This is a genomic window from Xanthomonas protegens, assembly GCF_038442435.1.
Lineage (GTDB): Bacteria > Pseudomonadota > Gammaproteobacteria > Xanthomonadales > Xanthomonadaceae > Xanthomonas_A > Xanthomonas_A sontii.
Genome location: NZ_JAQJCQ010000013.1, coordinates 108,998 through 132,700, shown reverse-complemented (window position 1 = coordinate 132,700; position 23,703 = coordinate 108,998). Strand labels below are relative to the sequence as shown.

17 protein-coding genes and 1 tRNA gene are annotated in these 23,703 nt (G+C 66.7%); 12 read left to right on the top strand and 6 right to left on the bottom strand.

Annotated elements, in window-relative coordinates; genetic code table 11:
• Positions 1-109: 109 nt before the first annotated feature.
• Positions 110-183: transfer RNA gene (locus PIQ37_RS15470), tRNA-Gly, on the top strand.
• A 290-nt stretch (positions 184-473) separates the two neighbouring features.
• Positions 474-2,522 (top strand): phosphocholine-specific phospholipase C, encoded by a 2,049-nt coding sequence (locus tag PIQ37_RS15465; protein ID WP_342074120.1) that lies wholly within the window; start codon positions 474-476, stop codon positions 2,520-2,522.
• A 257-nt stretch (positions 2,523-2,779) separates the two neighbouring features.
• Here PIQ37_RS15465 and PIQ37_RS15460 read toward each other — a convergent pair whose 3' ends face one another.
• Positions 2,780-5,089, bottom strand: coding sequence for a TonB-dependent receptor family protein (locus tag PIQ37_RS15460; protein WP_342074119.1), 2,310 nt, complete (start codon positions 5,087-5,089; stop codon positions 2,780-2,782).
• A 280-nt stretch (positions 5,090-5,369) separates the two neighbouring features.
• Between PIQ37_RS15460 and rimK the strand changes: the two genes are divergently transcribed.
• From rimK to PIQ37_RS15440, 4 genes are all read left to right on the top strand, one after another.
• On the top strand, positions 5,370-6,263 hold the full coding sequence (rimK, locus tag PIQ37_RS15455) for a 30S ribosomal protein S6--L-glutamate ligase (RefSeq protein ID WP_342074118.1): 894 nt from the start codon (positions 5,370-5,372) through the stop codon (positions 6,261-6,263).
• Positions 6,264-6,526: 263 nt separating this feature from the next.
• On the top strand, positions 6,527-6,973 hold the full coding sequence (locus tag PIQ37_RS15450) for a hypothetical protein (RefSeq protein WP_267098124.1): 447 nt from the start codon (positions 6,527-6,529) through the stop codon (positions 6,971-6,973).
• A gap of 14 nt (positions 6,974-6,987) precedes the next feature.
• The gene (locus PIQ37_RS15445; protein WP_010340533.1) at positions 6,988-7,665 is read left to right on the top strand and encodes a response regulator transcription factor; all 678 of its coding nucleotides are present in this window, start codon (positions 6,988-6,990) and stop codon (positions 7,663-7,665) included.
• Positions 7,658-8,992: a sensor histidine kinase gene (locus PIQ37_RS15440; protein WP_342074117.1), complete on the top strand. Its 1,335-nt coding sequence runs from the start codon at positions 7,658-7,660 to the stop codon at positions 8,990-8,992. Before PIQ37_RS15445 ends, PIQ37_RS15440 begins: the two co-directional genes overlap by 8 nt.
• Positions 8,993-9,100: 108 nt before the next feature.
• Here PIQ37_RS15440 and coaE read toward each other — a convergent pair whose 3' ends face one another.
• From coaE to PIQ37_RS15425, 3 genes are read right to left on the bottom strand one after another with little or no spacing between them, the layout of a single operon-like run.
• The gene (coaE, locus tag PIQ37_RS15435) at positions 9,101-9,730 is read right to left on the bottom strand and encodes a dephospho-CoA kinase (RefSeq protein ID WP_342074116.1); all 630 of its coding nucleotides are present in this window, start codon (positions 9,728-9,730) and stop codon (positions 9,101-9,103) included.
• A 13-nt stretch (positions 9,731-9,743) separates the two neighbouring features.
• Positions 9,744-10,607 carry a prepilin peptidase gene (locus PIQ37_RS15430; protein ID WP_010342233.1) on the bottom strand — a complete coding sequence of 288 codons (864 nt, stop codon included), beginning with the start codon at positions 10,605-10,607 and terminating at the stop codon, positions 9,744-9,746.
• Positions 10,608-10,613: 6 nt separating this feature from the next.
• Complete coding sequence (locus PIQ37_RS15425; protein WP_342074115.1) at positions 10,614-11,873, bottom strand: type II secretion system F family protein; 1,260 nt, start codon at positions 11,871-11,873, stop codon at positions 10,614-10,616.
• Positions 11,874-12,239: 366 nt separating this feature from the next.
• Between PIQ37_RS15425 and PIQ37_RS15420 the strand changes: the two genes are divergently transcribed.
• The 3 genes from PIQ37_RS15420 to pilB all read left to right on the top strand — a co-directional run bounded on the left by PIQ37_RS15420 (position 12,240) and on the right by pilB (position 15,055).
• Positions 12,240-12,647, top strand: coding sequence for a pilin (locus PIQ37_RS15420; protein WP_295938320.1), 408 nt, complete (start codon positions 12,240-12,242; stop codon positions 12,645-12,647).
• A gap of 238 nt (positions 12,648-12,885) precedes the next feature.
• Positions 12,886-13,287, top strand: coding sequence for a pilin (locus tag PIQ37_RS15415; protein WP_342074114.1), 402 nt, complete (start codon positions 12,886-12,888; stop codon positions 13,285-13,287).
• A gap of 46 nt (positions 13,288-13,333) precedes the next feature.
• On the top strand, positions 13,334-15,055 hold the full coding sequence (gene pilB, locus PIQ37_RS15410; RefSeq protein ID WP_407136781.1) for a type IV-A pilus assembly ATPase PilB: 1,722 nt from the start codon (positions 13,334-13,336) through the stop codon (positions 15,053-15,055).
• A 159-nt stretch (positions 15,056-15,214) separates the two neighbouring features.
• Here pilB and PIQ37_RS15405 read toward each other — a convergent pair whose 3' ends face one another.
• Positions 15,215-16,603: a sigma-54-dependent transcriptional regulator gene (locus PIQ37_RS15405; protein ID WP_242080579.1), complete on the bottom strand. Its 1,389-nt coding sequence runs from the start codon at positions 16,601-16,603 to the stop codon at positions 15,215-15,217.
• Between the two features lie 82 nt (positions 16,604-16,685).
• On the bottom strand, positions 16,686-18,299 hold the full coding sequence (locus tag PIQ37_RS15400) for a sensor histidine kinase (protein ID WP_342074112.1): 1,614 nt from the start codon (positions 18,297-18,299) through the stop codon (positions 16,686-16,688).
• Between the two features lie 388 nt (positions 18,300-18,687).
• On the opposite strand from PIQ37_RS15400, the gene sucC reads away from it, so the two are divergent.
• From sucC to PIQ37_RS15385, 3 genes are all read left to right on the top strand, one after another.
• Positions 18,688-19,857 carry an ADP-forming succinate--CoA ligase subunit beta gene (sucC, locus tag PIQ37_RS15395; protein ID WP_010342227.1) on the top strand — a complete coding sequence of 390 codons (1,170 nt, stop codon included), beginning with the start codon at positions 18,688-18,690 and terminating at the stop codon, positions 19,855-19,857.
• Between the two features lie 22 nt (positions 19,858-19,879).
• Positions 19,880-20,755, top strand: coding sequence for a succinate--CoA ligase subunit alpha (gene sucD / locus PIQ37_RS15390; RefSeq protein WP_010342226.1), 876 nt, complete (start codon positions 19,880-19,882; stop codon positions 20,753-20,755).
• 378 nt (positions 20,756-21,133) lie between these two features.
• The gene (locus PIQ37_RS15385) at positions 21,134-23,191 is read left to right on the top strand and encodes a pyrroloquinoline quinone-dependent dehydrogenase (protein WP_342074111.1); all 2,058 of its coding nucleotides are present in this window, start codon (positions 21,134-21,136) and stop codon (positions 23,189-23,191) included.
• The last annotated feature ends 512 nt before the right edge of the window (positions 23,192-23,703 follow it).

Sequence of the window (23,703 nt, the reverse complement as noted above, 5' to 3'; positions counted from 1 at the left end):
ATTTCCACGGCAAGCTGCTTGGGAGTGCCGGGATCGCCCGCGCGCTGCAGCCGCATTGCGCCGATTTCTTGCGCAACCCCCGGCCCAGCGCATAGACTGCACCGGCAATGCGGGCGTAGCTCAATGGTAGAGCTGTAGCTTCCCAAGCTACTGACGTGGGTTCGATTCCCATCGCCCGCTCCATCTGTTGCAAGCGCTTTCGTGCTCTGCGCCGCTCGGCAATACCGAGTTCGCTCCGCAATTTCTACTCCCTTCCTGGCCGCGCCTCGACACGTTGTCGATGTGATCGCGCCGTGCCGTGCAGCCCTGTTCGAAGACCCTGTGCCGGACTGCGTCTGTCGCAGCGAGGAAGTCGCTGTCAAACCCGCTTCATCCTCCGCCGCTAGGCTGGCCGACGCCTGAGCGTTCGCTCGTTGCCGGTGTTGCTTCTCGTGGTCGATCACAGCCGTCGTCGTTTTCTCACACGTACGTCCATGGCCCTCGGGGCTGGCGCGGCCATGCCGCTGCTGCCGGGCGTCATCCGCAGTGCGCTGGCGGTGCCGCCGGCGCGGGTCACCGGCACGCTGCAGGACGTGCAGCACGTGGTGATCCTGATGCAGGAGAACCGCTCCTTCGATCATTACTTCGGCTGCCTGCGCGGGGTGCGCGGCTATGGCGATCCGCGGCCGCTGCGGCTGCCCAGCGGCAAGCCGGTCTGGTACCAGCCCGAGCGCAAGGGCAGCGATCGTTACGTATTGCCGTTCCGGCTCAACAGCCAGACCAGCAGCGCGCAGTGGATGAAGGATCTCAACCACGACTGGAAGGGCTCGCACGAGACCTGGAAGCACCACGACGCCTGGATCGCGCAGAAGAGCGCGATGAGCATGGGCCACTTCCAGCGCGAGGATCTGCCGTTCTACTACGCGCTGGCCGACGCCTTCACCCTTTGCGATGGCTACCACGCCTCGCTGTTCGGCCCGACCAATCCCAATCGCATGTACATGTTCACCGGCACCAGCGGCCTGAGCGTCGGCAACGACGGCGAGCAGGCGGTGAACAACCGCGACGACGGCAACTGGACCGCGGACATGGCGCGCGACAATCCGCGCTTTCCCGGCTACACCTGGAGCACCTACTCCGAGCGCCTGCAGCAGGCCGGCATCAGTTGGCAGGTGTATCAGGAGTTCGACAACTACGGCGACAACAGCCATCCGTACTTCGCCAACTTTCGCAAGCTGGACCGCGCGTCGCCGCTGTATCGCCGCGGCCGCGCCATCGTGCCTGGCTCCACCGCCGACAACGCCAAGGCTTCGCGCGGCGAACATCTGGTGGCTGCGTTCGAGCGCGACGTGCGCGCCGGTACGCTGCCGCAGGTGTCGTGGATCGTCGCGCCGTACCTGCTCAGCGAGCATCCCGAGGCCACCCCGGCCTATGGCGAATCCTTGAGCGCGCGGCTGCTGGAGGTGCTGGCCGCGTCGCCGGAGGTCTGGTCGAAGACCGTGTTCCTGATCAACTACGACGAGAATGACGGCTTCTTCGACCACGTGCCGCCGGCGTTGCCGGCGATCCGGCCGGAACTGGGCGCCAGCAACGTGGACCTGCATGGCGAGGACTATCACGGCGTGCCGGTCGGGCTGGGGCCGCGGGTGCCGATGCTGGTGGTGTCGCCGTGGAGCCGCGGCGGCTGGGTGAACTCGCAGGTGTTCGACCACACCTCGGTGCTGCGCTTCCTGGAGCAGCGTTTTGGCGTGATGGAGCCGAACATCAATCCCTGGCGCCGCGCGGTTGCCGGCGATCTGACCTCCACGCTGGACTTCGTCGGCCATGATCCGGCGCCGGTGGCCTTGCCGGACACCCGCGATTACATCGCCCGCATCGATGCCACCGCGACGCTGCCGCCGCCACAGCGCCCTGCCCAGCAGACGCTGCCGGTGCAGGAGCCCGGGCAGCGCCCGGCGCGTGCGCTGCCCTACGATTTCGACGTGCGGCTGCAGGTGCAGGCGGATGCGCGCGTGTTGCGCATGCGCAACCGCGGCGGCGCCGGCGTGGCGCTCAATGCCTATGCCGACGAGGGTGTGGCCGGGCCCTGGTTCTACACGCTAACGGCCGGCAGCGAACTGCAGGATGCGCGCCCGTGGCGCGGCGCTGCCGCCGATGCCGGCTATGCGCTGCGCGTGCATGGCCCCAATGGTTTCCTGCGCGAGTTCCATGGCGATGGGATCGGCGATGCCGGTCTGCAGGCCGAGGCCGACTACGATGCCGCCGCGCAATGCCTGCTGCTGACGCTGGTCAATGCCGGTGAGCAGCCCTGCACACTGCGCGTGCGCGACGGGTATCGCGGCGATGGTGGCGAGCAGGCGATCACGCTCGCTGCCGGTGATCGCACTGTCCTGCGTCTGCCGCTGCAGGCGCAGCACCACTGGTATGACCTGACCATCGACAGCGTGACGCTCCCGCAGTGGCGGCGGCGCCTGGCCGGGCACATCGAGACCGGTCGGCCGAGCATGAGCGATCCGGCGATCGGCCGCGCGGTAGACGCGTAGAGATCGCGGCGTTCCGGCATGGGTGCACGATTTCTAGTTGTATCCGGTCGCGGCTGAAGCCGCTCCTACGGGCCATGCGGCTGTCGTAGGAGCGGCTTCAGCCGCGACCGCTTCGAACGCATGCGATCCGAAACGCCTGACCACACTGTCTAGTCACCTATCGCACAACACGCATCTGCCTAACCCCAAAACGCAAACGCCGCCGCTGCATGAGCAGCGGCGGCGCGTGGTGTCTTCCCTGACGGTGTCGCGTCGGCTCAGAACTTGCCGCTGAAGGTGACGAAGAACTGGCGCGGCGCACCGGCCATCAGCGTCTGGTTGTAGCCGTTGGGGTCGGAGACGACGTAGCCGTTGGTGCCGACGGTGGCGAAGTAGCGCTTGTCGAACAGGTTGGTGACGTTCGCGCTCAGGCCCAGGTTCTGGAACATGCCGACCTGGCCGAAGTCGTAGCCGGCGCTGAGGTCGAAGCGCCAGTAGCTGGGCACCGACGAGTCGTTGAGGTAGCTGATGTAGCGGCGGCCGGTGTACTTGCCGTCCAGCGAGGCGTGCCAGCCGGCGTTCTCGTAGGCCAGGCTGCTGGAGAACATCCACTCGGGGATGCCGACCACGCGCTTGCCGGAAGTGGCCACCACGCCGCCGTTGAGGTAGTCATCCTGGTAGGTCGAGTCGTCGTAGGACAGCGAGTTCAGCCAGCGCAGCTGTTCGATCGGACGCCAGATCACCGCCAGGTCGGCGCCCTGGCTGCGCACCGAACCGACGTTGTTGAGCGTGGTCGAGCAGGTCTGGATCGCGCTGCACGGCGAGGTCACCAGCAGGCGGTCGTCGAAGGTGGTGTGGTACAGCGCCAGCGACGCTTCCACGCCGGCGCCGCGCACGCGGTAGCCCAGTTCGTAGGTCTGCGCGGTCTCCGGCTCCAGCGAGCCCTTGATCGCATTGAACGCGGCTTGCGATTCCTGGAACGGGGTGAAGCCGAAGCCGGCCATGTTCTTGTTGTAGGAGGCGTAGACCTCCTGGTGATCGTCGATCTTGTAGTTGATGCCGACCTGCGGCAGCAGGTCCGAGTCGGCCTTGATCTCGCCGGCGGCATTGGACGCGGACGGCACCTGCGACTGCGCGGTGGTGTCGACGATCAGCTTCTTGGCGCCGAAGTTCAGGGTCAGGCGCTCGTCAAGCAGGCGCAGCGTGTCCTGCGCGTAGACCATGGTGGTGTCGGTGTCGTAGTGCTGGGCGAAGCCGCGCGCGAACAGGGTGCCGTTCTTGTTGAAGTAGTACAGATCGGTGAACGGGCCATCGAGCAGGAAGTAGTTGCGCTCCTGCACGGTCTTGGCGTTCTGGTACCAGCCGCCGACCTCGATCTCGTTGCCGGCCACGGTGAAGTTCAGCGAGCCGGTGACGCCATGGCGGTTGAGGCGGTAGTCGGTGGTGCGCATCGACAGCGGCACGCTGGCCGAGGACGGCGCGTACGGCGTGGTCCACTGGCCCTCGCCGTTGTTGTCGTGGTAGTAGCCGGTCAGGTTCAGCGTGGCGCTGCCGCCGAGGTTGAACACGCCGCTGAGCGCGGCCAGGTTGTCGCGGCGCAGGCCGGCGCCGGAATAGTAAGAGGCATCGGCCTTGCCGTAGTCGGCGGGCAGGCCGTTGAGGCTGGCCGGGTAGCTGCCCTTGCCGTTGAGCGCGTTGGCGATCTGCACCGCGCTGTTCCAGTCCGGCATCAGGTAGTCCCAATCCCAGCCGAGGACCCGCTGCGAGGTCAGCGACAGGTCCATGATGTCGTATTCCTTGCGGTGCGAGCTGTCCAGGTAAAGGCTGACCCGGTTGCCATCGCCCCACTGGTACAGCGCCTTGGCGTTGGCCTGGTTGTACTCGTTGTTGCCGTAGCCCTTCCACTTGTCCATTTCGCCGTGCACCAGCGAGGTGTACAGCGAGAAGCCGTGGATGTCGCCGGTGTCGCCGCGCAGGTAGGTGCGGCGGGTGCTGTCGGAGCCGAGGGTCTGGCTGAAGCGGAAGCCGGCGTCGGCATCCGGATCGGCGGAGTAGTAGCGCACGGTGCCGCCGAGGTTGCTGCTCGACGGCGTGCCCAGGCCGCCGGCGCCCTGCGCCAGTTCCACCGAGGCCACGTTCTCGGAAATGATCGCGCGGGTCACCTGCAGGCCGTCGCTGACGCTGTAGCTCATGTTGCCCAGCGGCACGCCGTCCAGGGTGAAGCCGAGCCGGCTCTGGTCGAAGCCGTGCAGGCTGATCGCGGTGGACCATTCGTAGGCGCCAAACGGGTCGGCCGACTGGAACTGCACGCCGGGCAGCTTGTCCAGCACCTTCAGCGCGCTGGTACCGGGGGTGGCGATTCCGATGTCCTCACGGGTGATGTGCTGCACCTGGCGGGTGGTGCCGCTGGACACGACGGTGATCGCGTCGAGCATGGTGGCATCGTTGCCGCTCGCGCTGGCCGCCGCATCGGCGGTTGCGGTGGCGGCGGCCGGCGCGGTCTCGGCCAGCGCGGCGAAGGCCGGCAGGGCGGACGCGACGGCGAGCACCAGCGCGTGCGGGCGCAAGGATCTGGAAGTGGGGGTCATCGAAAGTCACCAATCAAGAGGGGGAGACGTTCCGGTCCTGCCGCGCGGGGCGCGGGCAGCCGGCACCGGGCCGGTACGCGGCCCGCCCGCCACGATGCAACGGTTTTGTGAACGTTTCGGGGCGGTCCGGTGTCGGCTGTGGGACAGCGCGCGGACGGTGGGTGATGGCGATCACCGCGCATCCTGGCCGCGCGGTGGGTCGGCGGTTACGACGACGTGCGGCATCGCGGCGCCGGTGGCGCGACGTATGATGCCGGGCCTGCCACCGCCGCCGCCTTCGATGAAGCTCGCCATCCTGTCCCGCAATACCAAGCTGTACTCGACCCGGCGCCTGGTCGAGGCCGGCCGCGAACGCGGGCACACGGTGCGCGTGCTCGACCCGCTGCGCTGCTACATGCGCATCGCCGCGGGCGCTTTCACCATGCATTACAAGGGCAAGCCGATCACCGGCTACGACGCGGTGATCCCGCGCATCGGCACTTCGGTGACCCGCTACGGCACCGCGGTGCTGCGGCAACTGGAGATGATGGGCGTCTGCACGCCCAACCCGTCCGATGCGATCCTGCGCGCCCGCGACAAGCTGCGCGCGCACCAGCTGCTGGCGGCCAAGGGCATCGACATGCCGATGACCGTGTTCGGCGACAACCCGGACGACACCGGCGATCTGCTGTCCATGCTCGGCCCACCGCCGCACGTGGTGAAGTTGAACGAGGGCACCCAGGGCACCGGGGTGATCCTGACCGAGAAGGCCAGCGCCTCGCGCGGCGTGGTCGAGGCGCTGCGCGGGCTGTATGCCAATTTCCTGGTGCAGGAGTTCATCGGCGAGGCCGAGGGCGCCGACCTGCGCTGCTTCGTGGTCGGCAACCAAGTGGTGGCGGCGATGCGCCGCACCGCGCCGGAGGGCGATTTCCGCTCCAACCTGCATCTGGGCGGCACCGCCGAGAAGACCGCGGCCAGCCGCGGCGAGCAGGAGGTGGCGGTACGCTCGGCCAAGGCGCTGGGCCTGGGCGTGGCCGGCGTCGATCTGATTCGCTCCAAGCGCGGGCCGCTGGTGCTGGAGGTCAACTCCACGCCAGGCCTGGAAGGCATCGAGACGGTCTGCGGGTTGGATATCGCCGGTAAGGTCATCGAGCACCTCGAAGCTTGCCTGAAACGAAAGAAATCAGGGGCTTAGTCGCATTACTGGCCGTTCGTTCTGGCTTAACACCGGTTTAATTCCGCCCTGCGTAAGCTTCTTCGGACCGCAGCTCTGCCCTCCTCAGCAGGAACGGTAATCGGGATAGAAAAACTTTCGGCCCAGGCAGCCCCGCTGCCTGGGCCTTTTTCTTGGGCAATCGCCCACCAGGCCTTTCTCGCGGCCCGCTTGCCGCGGCGTTTCAGCGGGGGATACATTGCAGGGTGGGTCCAATCTGCGAGGGGAAGGGGATGAAACGATCGATGGCCTTGGTGCTGGGCATGCTCCTGGCGTGCACGGCGATGGCGGCGCCCAAAGGTGAGGCGCCCATGAACGTGAAGAAAGCGTTCGCGCAGCAACTCAGTACAATCCGGCAGCAATTGAACGACGGCAAGACCTATTCCGAAATCAATGCTGACGATCGCAGCAAGGTCGAGGCTGCATTGACGCGGATGGCTGCGATACTCGACGCCCACCAGGACGTGGAGACCTTGAAGGAAGAGCAGAAGGTCGCATTGTTCAACGATCAGGAAACGGTGAATACGCTGCTGACGAAAGCGGCAGCGGACAGCCGGATGGTGTGCAGGCGCGAGGCCGTGACCGGCTCGTTGCGCACGACCACGCAATGCAGGACCGTGGCGGAACGCCGCCGCGACAACGAGGATGCGCAGGAACTGATGCGGCGCAATCCAACTGGCAAGTACGACTGACGGGGTAAATGTTGGTGCGAATTCTAGTGATCGAAGACAACAGCGACATCGCTGCCAATCTCGGCGACTACCTCGAGGATCGCGGTCATACCGTCGATTTCGCCGCCGATGGCGTCACCGGTCTGCACCTGGCGGTGGTGCACGAGTTCGATGCGATCGTGCTCGATCTCAACCTGCCCGGCATGGACGGCATCGAGGTCTGCCGCAAGCTGCGCAACGAGGCGCGCAAGCAGACGCCGGTGCTGATGCTCACGGCGCGCGATTCGCTGGACAACAAGCTCGCCGGCTTCGATTCCGGCGCCGACGACTACCTGATCAAGCCGTTCGCGCTGCAGGAAGTGGAAGTGCGGCTCAACGCGCTGTCGCGCCGCGGCAAGGGCGTGCACACCCGGGTGCTGGAGACCGGCGATCTGGAATACAACCTGGATACGCTGGAAGTGCGTCGCCAGGGCAAGCTGCTGCAGCTCAATCCCACCGCGCTGAAGATCCTGCAGGCGCTGATGGAAGCCGCGCCGGCGGTGGTGACCCGGCAGGAACTGGAAACCCGCGTGTGGGGCGAGGAACTGCCCGATTCCGATTCGCTGCGCGTGCATATCCATGGCCTGCGCGCGGTGGTGGACAAGCCGTTCGACGTGCCGATGATCCAGACACGCCACGGCATCGGCTACCGCATCGCCGCACCCGATGCCTGAAACGCCTGCGTTGCCGCGTGTGGTGCGGCGGCGCGGACGCTACCGCCGCCGCCTCCGCAGCCGCATCATCCTCTCGTTCGTGCTGTTGGGCTTCGGCCTGACCGCGCTGTTCGCGTTCGCCACCAACTGGGCGCGGGCGCGCGTGGAGAACCAGCTGGTCGAGGTGGTGCTGAACCGCAACATCGACGAGTACTCGCACCGGTTCTTCTCCGATCCGTCGAAGAACCCGGATCTGCCGGTGCAGCAGATGGTCGGCCGGGTGGTCAAGAGCGACCGCTTCGAGGCGCTGCGGCGCGAGCAGCCGGAGTGGTACAACTTCTCCGACGGCATCCACAACGTGTCCGGTCGCGACGAAACCGGCAAGCCGTTCTCCTACAAGGTGGCGGTGCGCAAGACCCCGAACGTCTGGTTCTTCCTCGCCTATGACATGACCCAGACCATGCAGGGCGAGGTGCAGCTCAAGCGCACCCTGATCCTGTCGGTGCTGGTGTTCAGTGCGTTGTCGCTGGTGATCGGCTGGTGGTCGGCGTCGCGGGTGATGCGGCCGGTGTCGGACCTGGCTGCCCGCTTGCGCGCCTATCGCGGCAGCAGCGACCCCAAGCCGCTGGCGCCGCACTTTCCCGACGACGAGGTCGGCCAGTTGGCCGAGGCGCTGGACGACTATTCGGCGCGCCTGACCGAAGTGGTGCAGCGCGACCGCGAGTTCAATGCCGACGTCAGCCATGAACTGCGCACGCCGCTGGCGGTGATCCGCGGCGCCACCGAGCTGCTGCTGACCCGGCCCAATCTCGACGAGAAAGTGCTGCAGCGCCTGCAGCGCATCCAGCGTGCCGAACAGCAGTGCAGCGACCTGATCGGGTCGCTGCTGCTGCTGTCGCGCAACGAGCGCGGGCAGGGACACAGCAACATCGCCAAGGTGGCCGAGCAGTTGATCGAGTCGCATCGCGCGCAACTGGGCGGCAAGCCGCTGCAGTTGCTGTTGGAGGGCGAGCGCAACCTCACCATCGATGCGCCGGAAGCGGCACTGTCGGTGGCGCTGGGCAATCTGATCGGCAATGCGGTCAAGTACACCCAGGAAGGGCAGGTGGTGGTGCGGGTGCTGAGCGACGCGGTGCAGGTGATCGATTCCGGCCCGGGCCTGAGCGAGGAGGACGCGGCCAAGTTGTTCCAGCGCGGTTATCGCGGCACCCACGCCGGCCATTCGCAGGGCGGCGGCATCGGCCTATCGATCGTCAGCCGCCTCTGCGATCTCTATGGCTGGCAGGTCAACGTGCGTCCGGGCGCCACCAAGGGCGTGGTGGCGACGCTGTGGTTCAAGCCGGCCTGAGGCTGGCGCCGACGCTTCGTCCATCGCGCAGGAGCGGCTTCAGCCGCGACCGGGCGTTCCCGGTAAGGATTGATCGCGGCTGATCCCAGAGGGAACAAAGGCGACTATCTACAAAGACGCTGACGCCTTGGCCGCAGCCAGCGCACGGTACTGCTTGTCCAGCTTCTCCACCGCTTCCTGCAGTGCCGTCGCGGCGCCGTCGTTGACCACCACGTCGTCGGCGATGGCCAGGCGCTCTGCGCGGGTGGCCTGGGCCGCCAGCATGCGCTGCGCCAGGTCGGCGGTGATGCCGTCGCGTTGCATCAGGCGGGCGTGCTGCAGCGCCTCGGGGGCGTCGATCACCAGGATCCGGTCGAGCCAGGGATAGGCGGTGCGCGCACCGGCCTCGGTCAACAACGGGATGGCGGCGATCGCGTATGGTCCGGCGGCCGCGCGACACTGTTCCTGCAGCAACCGGCGAATGGCCGGATGGGTGATCGCTTCCAGGTCGCTGCGTGCCGTTGCGTCCTCGAAGATCCGCTGGCGCAAGGCGGCGCGGTCGAGTTGTCCATCGTCCTGCAGGATCTGCGGCCCGAACCGCGCCACGATCTGTGCCAGGGCCGGATGGCCGGGCGCGACCACCGCACGCGCGGCGAGGTCGGCATCGGCGACGACGATGCCCTTGGCCTCGAAGCGGCGGCTCAGTTCGCTCTTGCCGGAGGCGACGCCTCCGGTCAGGCCGACGACGAAATCAGTCAAGCCTTGGGCTCCGTCAGCGCAGTCCCGACCAGCGCATGTAGGTCTCCACGATCTCCGTGCCCCAGAAGAAGGTGATCCAGCCGGCGATCGCCAGATAGGGGCCGAACGGGATCGGCGTGGCGCGGTCGCGGCCCTTGGCCGCCAGCCACAGCGAGCCCAGGATCGCGCCGACCAGCGAGGAGATCAGGATGGTCGGCAGGATGCCCTTCAAGCCGCACCAGGCGCCGATCGCGGCCAGCAGCTTGAAATCGCCATGGCCCATGCCTTCTTTCCCTGTGATCTGCTTGAACAGCCACCACACCGACCATAGCGAGAAGTAGCCGACCGCAGCGCCGAGCAGGGCGGGTTTGGCCGGCATGTACAGGTTGTCCATGCTGCCGATCAGGCCGAGCCACATCAGCGGCAAGGTCAACTGGTCCGGCAGCAGGCGGGTGCGCAGGTCGATGCCGGACAATGCCACCAGGAAACAACTGAACACGATCGCGCCGAAGCCCTGCCAGCCGAAACCGAAGCGCCACACACTGGCGACCACCAGCAGGCTGGTGAGGAGCTCCACCAGCGGGTACTGCGGCGAGATCGGTGCATGGCAGTAGCGGCACTTGCCGCGCAGCGCCAGCCAGCTGAACAGCGGGATGTTTTCGAACCAGGCCAGCTTGTGCTTGCAGTGCGGGCAGTGCGACGGCTCCACCACGATGCCGGGCGGCGGCGGATCGTAGATGTCCGGCAGCTCCAGGATCTCGCGGGAATCGCGCTTCCACTGCCATTCCATGCGCTTGGGCATGCGCAGGATGACCACGTTGAGGAAGCTGCCCACCAGCAGTCCTAGCCCGGCCGCGGCCGGGAAGCCCAGGCCGGGGTGTTGATCGAGAAATGCCATTAATGCTTATCCAACGACGGAGGCCAGCTTGAAGATCGGCAGGTACATGCCGATGACCATGCCGCCGACGATGGTGCCGATGAACACCATGATCAACGGCTCGATCAGGCTGCTCAAGGCATCGACCGCATTGTTCACTTCCTGCTCGAAGTATTCGGCGACCTTGAACAGCATCGCATCCAGTGCGCCAGCTTCTTCGCCGATCGCGGTCATCTGGATGACCATGTGCGGGAACAGATTTGTCTGCTTCATCGCCACGTTGACTGGGTAGCCGACTGCCACGTCGTCGCGCATGCGCAGCACGGCAGCTTCGTAGACGCTGTTGCCGGTGGCGCCAGCGACGATGTCCAGCGCCTCCACCAGCGGCACGCCGGCGCGGAAGGTGACCGCAAGAGTGCGCGAGAAACGCGCCACCGAGCTGTTGTGCATGATCTGGCCGATGATCGGCACTTTGAGCACCAATCGGTCCATCCCGTGCTGCATCGCAGGCGAACGTTTGTAGGCGAAGATGAAGCCGCCGATGGTGCCGATCAGTGCAAACAGAAGCATCCACCAGTAAGCCACCATGAAGCGCGAAGCAGCCACGATCATCTGCGTGAAAGCCGGTAGTTCCGCTCCGAAACCTTTGAAGACGTCCTCGAACTGGGGAACGACCCAGACAAGTAGGATGGAGCTGACAATCAGCGCTACGGCCATCACCATGGCCGGATAGAACAGGGCTTTCTTGATTTTACCCTTCAGTGCCTCGATGTTCTCTTTATAGTCAGCCACCGTCTCCAGCACGGTCTCCAGCACGCCGGCCCCTTCGCCGGCTCTGACCAAGTTGCGATACAACTCGTCGAACTGGACTGGATGCTTGCTGATCGCCTCGAAGAGCGAGGAGCCTCCCTCGATATCCGTGCGGATCTGGTCGACCATCTTCTTCATGCGCGGGTTTTTGTGCCCGCTGGCGATGATCTCCAGAGCGCCCACAATCGGCACGCCCGATTTCATCATCGTCGCCATCTGCCGGCTGAAGAAGGCAATATCTTTGGGGCTGATCTTCTTGCCTGCGGCGCCGAACAGCGGCTTGGGCTTGGGCTTGACCACCGACGGCGTGATGCCTTGCCTGCGCAGTTCGGCGCGCAATAGATTGGCGTTCTTGGCGGTCTGCTCGCCCTTCATCTTGACGCCGCGCTTGTCGGTACCTTCCCAAACGAAGGGCACCTGCTGGCTGGTGCTGCGTGCGACCGGCTCTTTCTTGACTGCGCTGCGCGTTGCGGACATCAGGTCGTCTCCCCCGTCCGGCCATCCCCGGGCGGACATATGAGGCATGGTATCGGTTTCCGCGGCGCCTGGCACCCGGAAGTCGCTGCCGTGGGGGAGGTTTGTGTGATTGGCGTGACGTAGTGCGTCACTTTATGCCGCTTGTGGGCAGTTGGTCCATTCGGTCGCAGATTCCTGATTTGCCTGCACAGTGCCTGTGGCACTAGGGCATGATACGTCCCGGGGAGAGCGCCAGGCATGTTTGAGAAGTTGGCACGCAGTCTGCTTTGCTTACCTCGCACGTGGCGCTTCGCCGCGGCGCTCGGGGAGTAGGACCCGCGGGCGAGTGCCTACCACCACCTAACATTCCATCTCTAGGGGTTCACAATGAAAAAGCAGCAGGGCTTTACCCTGATCGAACTGATGATCGTGGTCGCGATCATCGCCATCCTGGCCGCCATCGCGCTGCCGATGTATCAGGACTATGTTGCCAAGTCGCAGGTTACCGCTGCGCTGGCCGAGATCACCCCCGGCAAGACGCAGGCTGAAGTGCTCCTCAACGAAGGCAAGGACTTTGCGGCTGCTGCCGACATCGGTCTGAAGACCTCCACTCGCTGCCCGACCCTGACTGTTTCGGGTACCGCCAGCAGTGGCGCGGCCAGCATTCAGTGCACCATCGCGGGCAATTCTCAGGTTAAGGACAAGACCGTCACCCTGACCCGCGCCACTGCCGATGGTTCTTGGACCTGCGCGACGACCGCCGTCACCAAGTACAAGCCGAACGGTTGCACCTAATTCAGTTGGTGCTCCTTTCGCTCTTCGCAAGAAAAAAGCGCCCCTAGGGGCGCTTTTTTCTTGCGAAGAGGCCTTTCATCACGGTAGCAGTCATCGGCAGTGCGCCTGATGGCTTTGGTCTTTCTTGTCAATGCCATAGGCCACGTTAGCATTTCGCCCAGCTTCAATCTCGGCCATGTCCGGCAGTTGGGTGAAGCTTTTTTAGAGAGTGTTTCTCGTTGCGCGATAAGGGGGGCGTATGCGCGGATTCGCTTTGGTTGAGTTGATGGTGGTCGTTGCGATAGTGGCTATCCTCGCCGCTATCGGTTTTCCCACCTATCAGGGATATGTTGCTAGGAGTCAGACGACGGCCGCACTGGCGACCGTAAGGCCGGGAAAAACCATGATCGAAACTGCCATCGCGGAGCAGCGAGAGGCTTCGCTCCTCGATGCAGATTACATCGGAATTAAGGCATCCGCGTCTTGTTCTTCGGTAAGAGTAGAGGTTACTAGTGATTATGCGGCCTGGATTGAGTGTCATGTTTCAGGGAGTCCGAAGGTGGACGGAAAGGCGCTGTACCTGAGGCGCGACACCGAAGGTGTATGGACATGTGATGCAAGCGCCTTTGATGTACCTTACAGGCCGGGAGGCTGCAGCTGATCCTTGCCTGTTTTTTGCGCTTGAGGTAGACAAGATGAGCACGTTGATGGCTCCTAATTTGGTCGGCATCACCGGCATCGCCCGCCGTCTCGTGCAGGACGGTGCGCTGGACGAAGCCGCGGCGCGGGCCGCGATGGCCCAGGCGGGCGAGGCCAAGGTCCCGCTGCCGCAGTGGTTCTCCGAGAAGAAACTGGTCACCGCCGCGCAACTGGCCGCCGCCAACGCGGTGGAGTTCGGCATGCCGTTGATGGATGTCTCGGTTTTCGACGCCAGCCAGAACGCGATGAAGCTGGTCAGCGAGGAGCTGCTGCAGAAGCACCAGGTGCTGCCGTTGTTCAAGCGCGGCAGCCGGCTGTTCGTCGGCATCAGCAATCCGACCCAGACCCGGGCGCTGGATGACATCAAGTTCCACACCAACCTGACGGTGGAGCCGATCCTGGTCGACGAGGACCAGATCCGCCGGACCCTGGAGCAGTGGCAGGCCAGCAACGACGCGCTCGGCAGCGCGCTGGGCGACGACGAGGGCATGGACAACCTCGATGTCGGCGGCGGCGACGAGGACATGGGCAGCAGCGGCGACACCGGCATCGACGCCAAGGGCGAGGACACCCCGGTCGTCAAGTTCGTGAACAAGGTGCTGGTCGATGCGATCCGCCGCGGCGCGTCCGACATCCACTTCGAGCCCTACGAGGACGACTACCGGGTGCGCCTGCGCATCGACGGCCTGCTCAAGAGCGTGGCCAAGGCGCCGGTCAAGCTCAACCAGCGCATCGCCGCGCGCCTGAAGGTGATGGCGCAGCTGGACATCGCCGAGAAGCGGGTCCCGCAGGACGGCCGCATCAAGCTCAACCTGTCCAAGAACAAACAGATCGACTTCCGCGTCAGCACGCTGCCGACGCTGTTCGGCGAGAAGATCGTGCTGCGTATCCTCGATGGCAGCGCGGCCAAGCTGGGCATCGACAAGCTCGGCTACGAGCCGGAGCAGCAGAAGCTGTTCCTGGATGCGATCCACAAACCGTACGGCATGGTGCTGGTCACCGGCCCCACCGGCTCCGGCAAGACGGTGTCGCTGTACACCGCGCTGGGCATCCTCAACGACGACACCCGCAACATCTCCACCGCCGAGGATCCGGTCGAAATCCGTCTGCCCGGGGTCAACCAGGTGCAGCAGAACAACAAGCGCGGCATGACCTTCGCCGCGGCGCTACGCTCGTTCCTGCGCCAGGATCCGGACATCATCATGGTCGGCGAAATCCGCGACCTGGAGACCGCCGAGATCGCGATCAAGGCCGCGCAGACCGGTCACATGGTGTTGTCCACCCTGCACACAAACGACGCGCCGCAGACCATCGCGCGCCTGATGAACATGGGCATCGCGCCCTACAACATCACCAGTTCGGTGACCCTGGTCATCGCCCAGCGCCTGGCGCGGCGCCTGTGCAACAACTGCAAGCGCCCGGTGCAGTTGCCGGAGAAGGCCCTGCTGGCCGAGGGCTTCACCGAGGCGGAGGTCGCCGCCGGCATCCAGTTGTACGAGGCGGTCGGCTGCGACGACTGTACCGAGGGCTACAAGGGCCGCACCGGCATCTACCAGGTGATGCCGATGAACGACGAGATCGCGGCGATCGTGCTGCAGGGCGGCAACGCGATGGACATCGCCAGCGCCGCGCAGAAGATCGGGGTCAAGGACCTGCGCCAGTCGGCCCTGCTCAAGGCCCGCAACGGCATCACCAGTTTGGCCGAGATCAATCGGGTGACGAAGGATTGAGGGGCGGGGATTGGGGGGTCGGGATTGGGGATTGGCAACGGCGCACGGCGGCCTACGCCTTCGTCTGTTGCCTAGCCACCTCACCTGGTGATCCGACGGCTCGGACTCCGCTCTTCGCTCTTGCGAATCCCCAATCCCGACTCCCCAATCCCGGCCCTCCTACTCCATCCCCAGCTTCTTCAGCTTGTAGCGCAGCGCCCGAAAGGTGATGCCCAGTTGCGCGGCGGTGCGGGTCTTGTTCCAGCGGTTCTCTTCCAGCGCCTTCTGGATCGCGGCGCGTTCGAGTTGCTCGATGTAGGACGGCAGGGCGGAGGAGCTGGGGTCGATGTCGACCACGCCGCGCGGCAGCGCCGGGGCGGCCTCGGCGGCGCTGCGGGCGTGGTTGCCGGGTTGCGGCAGGCGCAGGTCGGTGGCGCTGATCTGGTCGTCCTCGGCCATCGCCAGGGCGCGCTCGAGGATGTTCTCCAGTTCGCGCACGTTGCCGGGGAAGGCGTAGCTGCTCAGGGCGTCCAGCGCCGAGGGCGACAGCAGCGGGGTGGGGCGGCCGTGGCTCTTGGCCAGCCGCGCCAGGATCGCCGCGGCCAGTTGCGGCAGGTCGCCGCCGCGCTCGCGCAGCGGCGGCACGCGCAGTTCGATGACGTTGATGCGGTAGTACAGGTCGTGGCGGAAGCGGCCCTCGGCGACCAGGTCGGCCAGGTCCTTGTGCGTGGCCGAGAGGATCCGCACGTCCACCGGCACTTCGCTGGCGGCGCCGACCGGGCGCACCGATTTCTCCTGGATCGCGCGCAGCAGCTTGACCTGCATCGGCAGCGGCAGTTCGGCGACCTCGTCGAGGAACAGGGTGCCGCCGTGCGCGGCCTGGAACAGGCCGGCCTGGTCGGCATGGGCGCCGGTGAAGCTGCCCTTCTTGTGGCCGAAGAACTCACTTTCCATCAGTTCGGCGGGGATCGCGCCGCAGTTCACCGGCACGAAGGGGCCGGCGGAGCGGGCGCCCTGTTCGTGGATGGTGCGCGCGACCAGTTCCTTGCCCACGCCGGACTCGCCGAGGATGTAGACCGGCGCTTGGTTGCGCGCGACCTTGGCGATGGTGCTGCGCAGGGCGTCCATCGCCGCCGAGGCGCCGAGCAGGCGGCTGGCCTGCTCCGGGGCCGGCTGCGGCGGCGCGGCGCGGCTTTCGTTGTTGAGTTCCAGCGCATGCTTGACCAGGCCGCGCAGCACCTGGATGTCCACCGGCTTGCTGACGAAGTCGAAGGCGCCGGCCTTCAGCGCCTCCACCGCCAGGTCCATGCTGCCGAAGGCGGTGATCATCGCCACCGGCGTGCGCGGGTAGTGCTTGGCGATCTCGCTGACCAGCTCGATGCCGTTGCCGTCGGGCAGGCGCATGTCGGTGATGCACAGATCATAGGGATTGCTCGCCAGCAGTTCGCGCGCTTCGGCGAGGTTGGCGGCGGTGCTGATGCGCAGCCCCATCCGGCCCAGGGTCAGGACCAGCAACTCGCGGATGTCGCGCTCGTCGTCGACGACCAGGGCGCTTCGGGTTTCGTTCATGTGCAGGGAAGATAACGTAGGAACCGGGGCGTGCGCCAATTTACCGGCGCCGGCCGCGCGCTGGCGGAGCGATTCTCACCTGTCAGCCGCTGAGCATGGCGTGCGGGCCGGGCAGGGCGACGCGGAAGCAGGCGCCGCCGGCCGGCACCGGCACGTACTCCAGGCGCGCCTGGTTGGCCCGGCACAGCTCGCGGGCGATGTACAGGCCCAGCCCGGTGCCGTGCTCGGAGGTGGTGAAGAACGGCCGGAACAGCTGTGCCGCCACTGCCTCGGGGATGCCGGGGCCGCGGTCCATCACGTCGACGATGGCGTTGCGCTCCTGCAGCGCCACGCGCAGGCGCACCCGCGCCGGCTCCTCCATCACCCGCCCGTACTTGAGCGCGTTGTGCACCAGCGCGCTGAGGATCTGGTGCAGGTGTTTGGGATCGACCAGCGCGTGCACCGGCTGCGGGGCGAGGATCGCCTCGAGGCTGTCGGTCTCGATCGACAGGGTCTGCCGGTACTCCAGGACGAACCGGCGCACGAACGCGCCCAGGTCCAGGTTCTCCGGATTGGAGCGCTCGCGCCGGGCCAGGCCGAGCACGCTCTCGACGATGCCGTTGGTGCGCTGGCACTGCTGGTGGATGATCTGCAGCAGACGGCGGTCGGCATCGCCGATCGCCGGCGATTCCTCCAGCAGCTGCGAGGCGTAGTTGATCGCGGCCAGCGGGTTGCGGATCTCGTGGGCCAGGCTGGCCGAGAAGCGGCCCAGCGCCGACAGCGTCAGCGATTCGGCGCGCCGCGAGACCACCGTGGCGTCGTCGAGGAACACCAGGGTCAGGTCGCCCTCGGCCAGCAGCCGGGCGAAGCGCGGCTGCACCTCCGGCTGGTCCGGCGACAGCTGCAGCGGGCTTTCGTCCTGATTCCAGCCGTTGCGCCAGCGCTGCAGGCGTCGGGCCAGTTCCGGTGCGGCGCTGGCCAGGTCCAGCCGGCCGCTGCCGCTGTTGCCGTCGGTATCGCCGAGCAGGGCCGACGCGGCCTCGTTGGCCAGCGTCACCCGGTTCTGCGCGTCCACCACCAGTACCCCGGTGCGCATGCGGCGGATGATCAGTTCGTTGATTTCGTAGAGATTGGCCACCTCGGCGCCGCGGCGCTCGGCCAGGCGCTGGCTGGTGCGCGCACGCTGGCCGATCCGGTTGCAGATGTAGGCCACCGCCAGGTAGCTGGTGGCGAACATCGCCAGTTCGGCCAGGCTGCGGGTGTTATCGGCGCCGTCCAGCACGCTCCAGACGTATTCGGCCAGCGTCGCCGCCGAGGCGGTCAGGGCGATGGCGATGCCGCCGCGCAGGCGCAGCAGCATCGCTGCGGCGGCGACGTTGAACAGCAGCATCATCGCGATGCCGGCACTGGCCGCAGGCAGGGCATGCGCGGCCAGGGTCGCGGCGACGATGTCGGCCAAGGCGCTGAAACCGACGATGGGCGCCAGGTGCGCCTCGTTGCGCCCCCACATCAGCAGCGCCAGCGCCACCGCCAGGTAGGCGGTGGACAAGGTGGCGGCCAGTTGCGGGTAGCGCGGTTCGCCCACCAGCACGCCGAGCGGGCTGAACACCAGGGCGGCGATCAGCCCGGCCACCAGCACCCGGTACAGCGCGAAGAAGTACAGCTCGCGGCGCGGAATGGACTCGATGCGATCGATGAGCGAGGCGCTGGTGGGCAAGCCGGACTCCGGGCGGACAGCGGACGGCGCGAGTATAGGGGCGGCGCCGTCTACGCGGAGGGCAGCCGGGGCGGCGGCGACCTGCCTGGGCCATCGTCGCCCTCGACGGGGTGCAATTGTCGTCGCCGGCGGTCCGGCGCCGGATAGGGGCAAGGGCCAATGGACAAGGTCGCGGGATGAGGGCAGCAAGGCGTGGGCGGCCGAGTGCCCGCTCCACCCGGTGGCGCCACCGCGGACCTCGCCGGAGGCCTCGGCCGGGCCAGGCCGCCGGCGCTTTTGCGCCGCCGCCCTCGGTCGGCGACAATAGGCGTCCCGTCCGTACCGCTCCCGGCCGCCACTCAGGGCCCGGATCGCTGCGGGACGGCCGTTCCTTTTCCCACGGTGACGCATGAATTTCCACGAATATCAGGCAAAACAACTGCTTGCCGAGTACGGCATCCCGGTCCCGGCCGGCAAGGTCGCGGCTACTCCGGAAGAAGCGGTTGAAGCCGCCAAGTCGCTTGGCGCTGGCCCTTGGATGGTCAAGGCGCAGATCCACGCAGGTGGCCGCGGCAAGGCTGGCGGCGTCAAGTTCTGCAAGACCACCGACGATGTGAAGGCCGTTGCCGAGAAGCTGCTCGGCACCAAGATGGCCACCTACCAGACCGCCGGCGTCGAGCTGCCGATCAACCTGGTGCTGGTGACCACCGCCGGTGAGATCGTCAAGGAGCTGTACCTGTCGGTGCTCGTCGACCGCGGCACCCGTACCATCAGCTACATCGCATCGAGCGAAGGCGGCATGGAGATCGAACAGGTCGCCGCCGAGACCCCGGACAAGATCCACACGCTCAACGTCGACTTCGTCGAGGGCGTGCAGGGTTACCACGGCCGCGACATCGGCTTCAAGATGGGCCTGACCGCCAAGCAGGCCGGCCAGTTCGCCAGCATCATGGTCAACCTGTACCGCATCTTCAACGAGAAGGATCTGGCCCTGGTGGAGATCAATCCGCTGGCCATCCTGGACGACGGCAACCTCTACGCGCTGGACGGCAAGTTCAACAGCGACGACAACGCCAACTTCCGCCACAAGGAACTGGTCGCCATGCGCGACAAGTCCCAGGAAGACGAGACCGAAGTGACCGCTTCGGAGCTGGACATCAACTACGTCACCATGGACGGCAACATCGGCTGCATGGTCAATGGCGCCGGCCTGGCCATGGCGACCATGGACGTGATCAAGCTCAACGGCGGCGAGCCGGCGAACTTCCTGGACGTGGGCGGCGGCGCCAACAAGCAGCGCGTGATCGAGGCGTTCAAGCTGATCCTGTCCTCGGACAAGGTCGAAGGCATCTTCGTCAACATCTTCGGCGGCATCGTCCGCTGCGACATGATCGCCGAGGGCATCATCGCGGCGGTCAAGGAAGTAGGCGTCAAGGTTCCGGTCGTGGTGCGCCTGGAAGGCACCAACGTGGAAGAAGGCAAGCAGTTGCTGCGCGACAGCGGCATGGCCATCATCCCGGCCGACAACATCAACGACGGCGCCAAGAAGGTCGTTGAAGCTGTCAAGAACGCCGCCTGATCCACGACACCAAGGAACTCCAATGTCTGTTTTGATCAACAAGAACACCAAGGTGATCGTGCAGGGCTTCACCGGCCAGCAGGGCACCTTCCACGCCACTCAGATGATCGAGTACGGCACCCAGGTCGTCGGCGGTGTCACGCCGGGCAAGGGCGGCACCACCCACATCGACCTGCCGGTGTTCAACACCGTGGCCGATGCCGTGCAGAGCACGGGCGCCGACGCCTCGGTGATCTACGTGCCGCCGCCGTTCGCGGCCGACGCGATCCTGGAAGCGGCCGCGGCCGGCATCAAGGTCATCGTCTGCATCACCGAAGGCATTCCGGTGCTGGACATGCTGCGCGTCAAGAACGTGCTGACCCGCTCGCATCCGGACACCGTGCTGATCGGGCCGAACTGCCCCGGCGTGATCACCCCGGGCGAGTGCAAGATCGGCATCATGCCGGGCCACATCCACAAGCCGGGCAAGATCGGCATCGTCTCGCGTTCGGGCACGCTGACCTATGAAGCGGTCAAGCAGACCACCGAAGTCGGCCTGGGCCAGTCCACCTGCATCGGCATCGGCGGCGACCCGATCAACGGCCTGAACTTCGTCGACTGCCTCAAGCTGTTCAACGAGGATCCGCAGACCGAAGGCATCATCATGGTCGGCGAAATCGGCGGCGACGCCGAGGAAGCCGGTGCCGAGTACATCGCCAAGCACGTCAAGAAGCCGGTCGTCGGCTTCATCGCCGGTGCCTCGGCGCCGGCCGGCAAGCGCATGGGCCACGCCGGTGCCATCGCCTCGGGCGGCAAGGGCACGGCCGAGGGCAAGTTCGCGGCGATGGAAGCCGCTGGCGTCAAGACCGTCCGCTCGCCGGGCGACCTGGGTGCGGCGATCGCCTCGCTGGTGAAGTAAGCCGTCAGCGCTGCGGCAGCGACCCGCCTTCGGGTGCGTCGTTGTCGCCGCCGCTGTCCGCAAGGGCCTCGCGCGAGCGAGGCCTTTTGCGTTTCGAGGATCCGGTGCGCGGCACTGTCGCGGCGTGCACGGCGCGACGGGACGGATCGGGTGGCGACGCAATGCGGCCCACCAACTTTTGCGCAATCAAGCAGTTGCGCCATCCCGGTGGTCGCCATTCGTCCCCGCGGCCCCGCCATTGGTCCCCTGACCGGGTGGTGCCGTCCCTGCTTTGACGACGCGGTCCGGCACGGTGCCGAGACTGGCGCCACTTTCTTCGGCAGCAACAGGAGTGGATGCGTGATCAGGCGATGGCGGGCAGCGGTATGCGGGGCGGGCATGGCAATGGGCATCGGCGGCATCTGCGCGGCGGCGCCGGGCGACTGGGCCAGCTATGCCGGCGCACCCGGCGGCGGGCAGTACTCGCAGCTGACCCAGATCACCCCGGACAACATCGGCCGGCTGCGCATTGCCTGGTCGTTCCGCACCGGCGAACTCGGTGCGGGCCTGCCCGATCCGGAGCGGCGCCGCTTCGAGGCCAATCCGCTGGTGCTGGGTGGGCGCATGTACCTCACCACCGGGACCGGCATCGCCTTCGCCCTGGATGCGGCGAGCGGCCGCGAACTGTGGTCGTTCGATGCCAAGGTCGCGCGCAACAAGCACTACAGCGACCCGGCCTCGCGCGGGGTGAGTTTCTGGCGCGACCCCCAGGCCGCGGCGGGCGCATGCCGCGAGCGCATCGTGTACGGCACCCTGGATGCACGGCTGATCGCACTGGATGCGGCCGATGGACGGCCCTGCGCCGGGTTCGGCAGGGACGGTACGATCGACCTGCACGCCGGGGTCGATGTACACGACAGCGCCAGCGATGCCTGGTCCAACTATGCGGTGACCTCGCCGCCGGTGGTGGCCGGCGACGTGCTGGTGGTCGGCAGCTCGATCGGCGACAACCGCGGGCATGCGTTGGAGCAGGGCGTGGTACGCGGCTACGACGCGCGCAGCGGCCGCGAACTGTGGCGCTGGGATCCGGTGCCGCGCGATCCGGCCAAGGACACCGCCGCCGGCTGGCAGCCGGAACAGGCGGCCACGGTCGGCGGCGGCAATGCCTGGGCGCCGCTGTCGGTGGATCCGGCGCTGGGCCTGGTGTACGTACCGACCGGCTCGGCCAGCCCCGACTATTACGGCGGCGAGCGCCTGGGCGACAACCGCGACACCGACTCGCTGGTGGCGCTGGACCTGCACAGCGGGCGCCGGATGTGGGCGCAGCAACTGGTGCATCACGATCTGTGGGACTACGACCTGGCCTCGCAGCCGGTGCTGACCACGGTGCAGACTGCGCAGGGACCGCGCGCGGCGGTGCTGCAGGCGACCAAGACCGGCTTCCTGTTCGCCTTCGATCGCCGCGACGGCACGCCGCTGTTCCCGATCAGCGAGGTGCCGGTGCCGGCGTCCGACGTGCCGGGCGAACGCGCCTCGCCGACCCAGCCGATGCCCGAGCCGGCGCTGCGCCTGGCGCGGCATACGCCGCTGACTGCCGCCGACGCCTGGGGGGCGACGCCCGGCGCGCGCCGCGAATGCGCAGCGCTGATCGCCGGGCTGCGCTCGGAAGGCCTGTTCACCCCGCCCAGCGTGCGCGGCACGATCGCGCTGCCGGGCTGGGCCGGTGGCGTGAACTGGGGCGGCATCGCGGTGGATCCGCAGCGCCAGTTGGCGATCATGCCGGTGTCGGACCTGCCGATGCAGGTGGCGCTGATCCCGCGCGAGCAATTCAGCAAGGCCGAGCGCGCGCGCCATCCGGACCAGCAGTTCAACGACATGGAAGGCACGCCGTACTACATGCGCCGCGGCATGTTGAGCTCGTCCGGTGGCATTCCCTGCGTCAAGCCACCGTGGGGACGGTTGGTGGCGGTGGACCTGCGCACGCGCAGGATCGCCTGGGAGCGCCCGCTCGGCACCCTGGAAGAGAAACTGCCGTGGCTGCCGCTGGACGTGGGCACGCCGCTGCTCGGCGGCGCGGTGACCACCGCCAGCGGACTGACCTTCATCGCCGCGGCCGCCGACGCGCGTCTGCGCGCGCTCGACAGCGCAACCGGCAAGACCCTGTGGGAGGCCAAGTTGCCCGCCGGTGGCCAGGCCACGCCTTCGGTCTATGCGGTGAACGGCAAGCAGTACGTGGTGATCGCAGCGGGTGGACGTGAGGGCATGGGCACGATGGGCGACTACGTGGTCGCCTATACGCTCGACGGCGAGGGCAAGGACGTGGTGTTCCAGCACGGCGTCGGCGTGCGCATGGCGGTGCTGTGTCTGGCCGCGCTGGGGCTTTGCGCGGGAGTGGTGGTGTTGCTGCGGCGCTGGCGCCGGCGGCGCCGCGCACGGGCTGGTGCTGGCGCGCGCTGAAGCACAGGGTGGTGGCTGGCCGGCGCTTCGGGGGGATTGCAGTCGGGACTGAAGTCCCTCCCACAGTGACTGGCCGGCATGCCGTCTTCCGTTGCTGTGTCGTGTTCCTTTGGGAGGGGCTTCAGCCGCGACGCGGATGCTGCAATACGGCGATCGCCTTCGACAAGCAGGCACACGTTTTCGTAGGAGCGGCTTCAGCCGCGATGGGCATTCCCGGTAACGCCCATCGCGGCTGAAGCCGCTCCTACGAGGGTCACGACGTTACGAGGGTCACGACGCGTCGCGCTGAGCCGCGGCAAAAGCACGTTGTTCTATGTGCCCTGGAGTTCTTCGACATTGCAGCAGCCAGCACTTGGCATGCCGCCCCTTGTGGGAGCGACTTCAGTCGCGACGCGGAGTGACTGGCTAAGCAGCTATCTCCCGGGCGCGCGCCATAGAGAGCGTCCTGCGGCATCTCCGCGGCTGCCGCCATGTGCGCACCAAGCTGCGGCCTGCCCGGGCCACATGCCCAC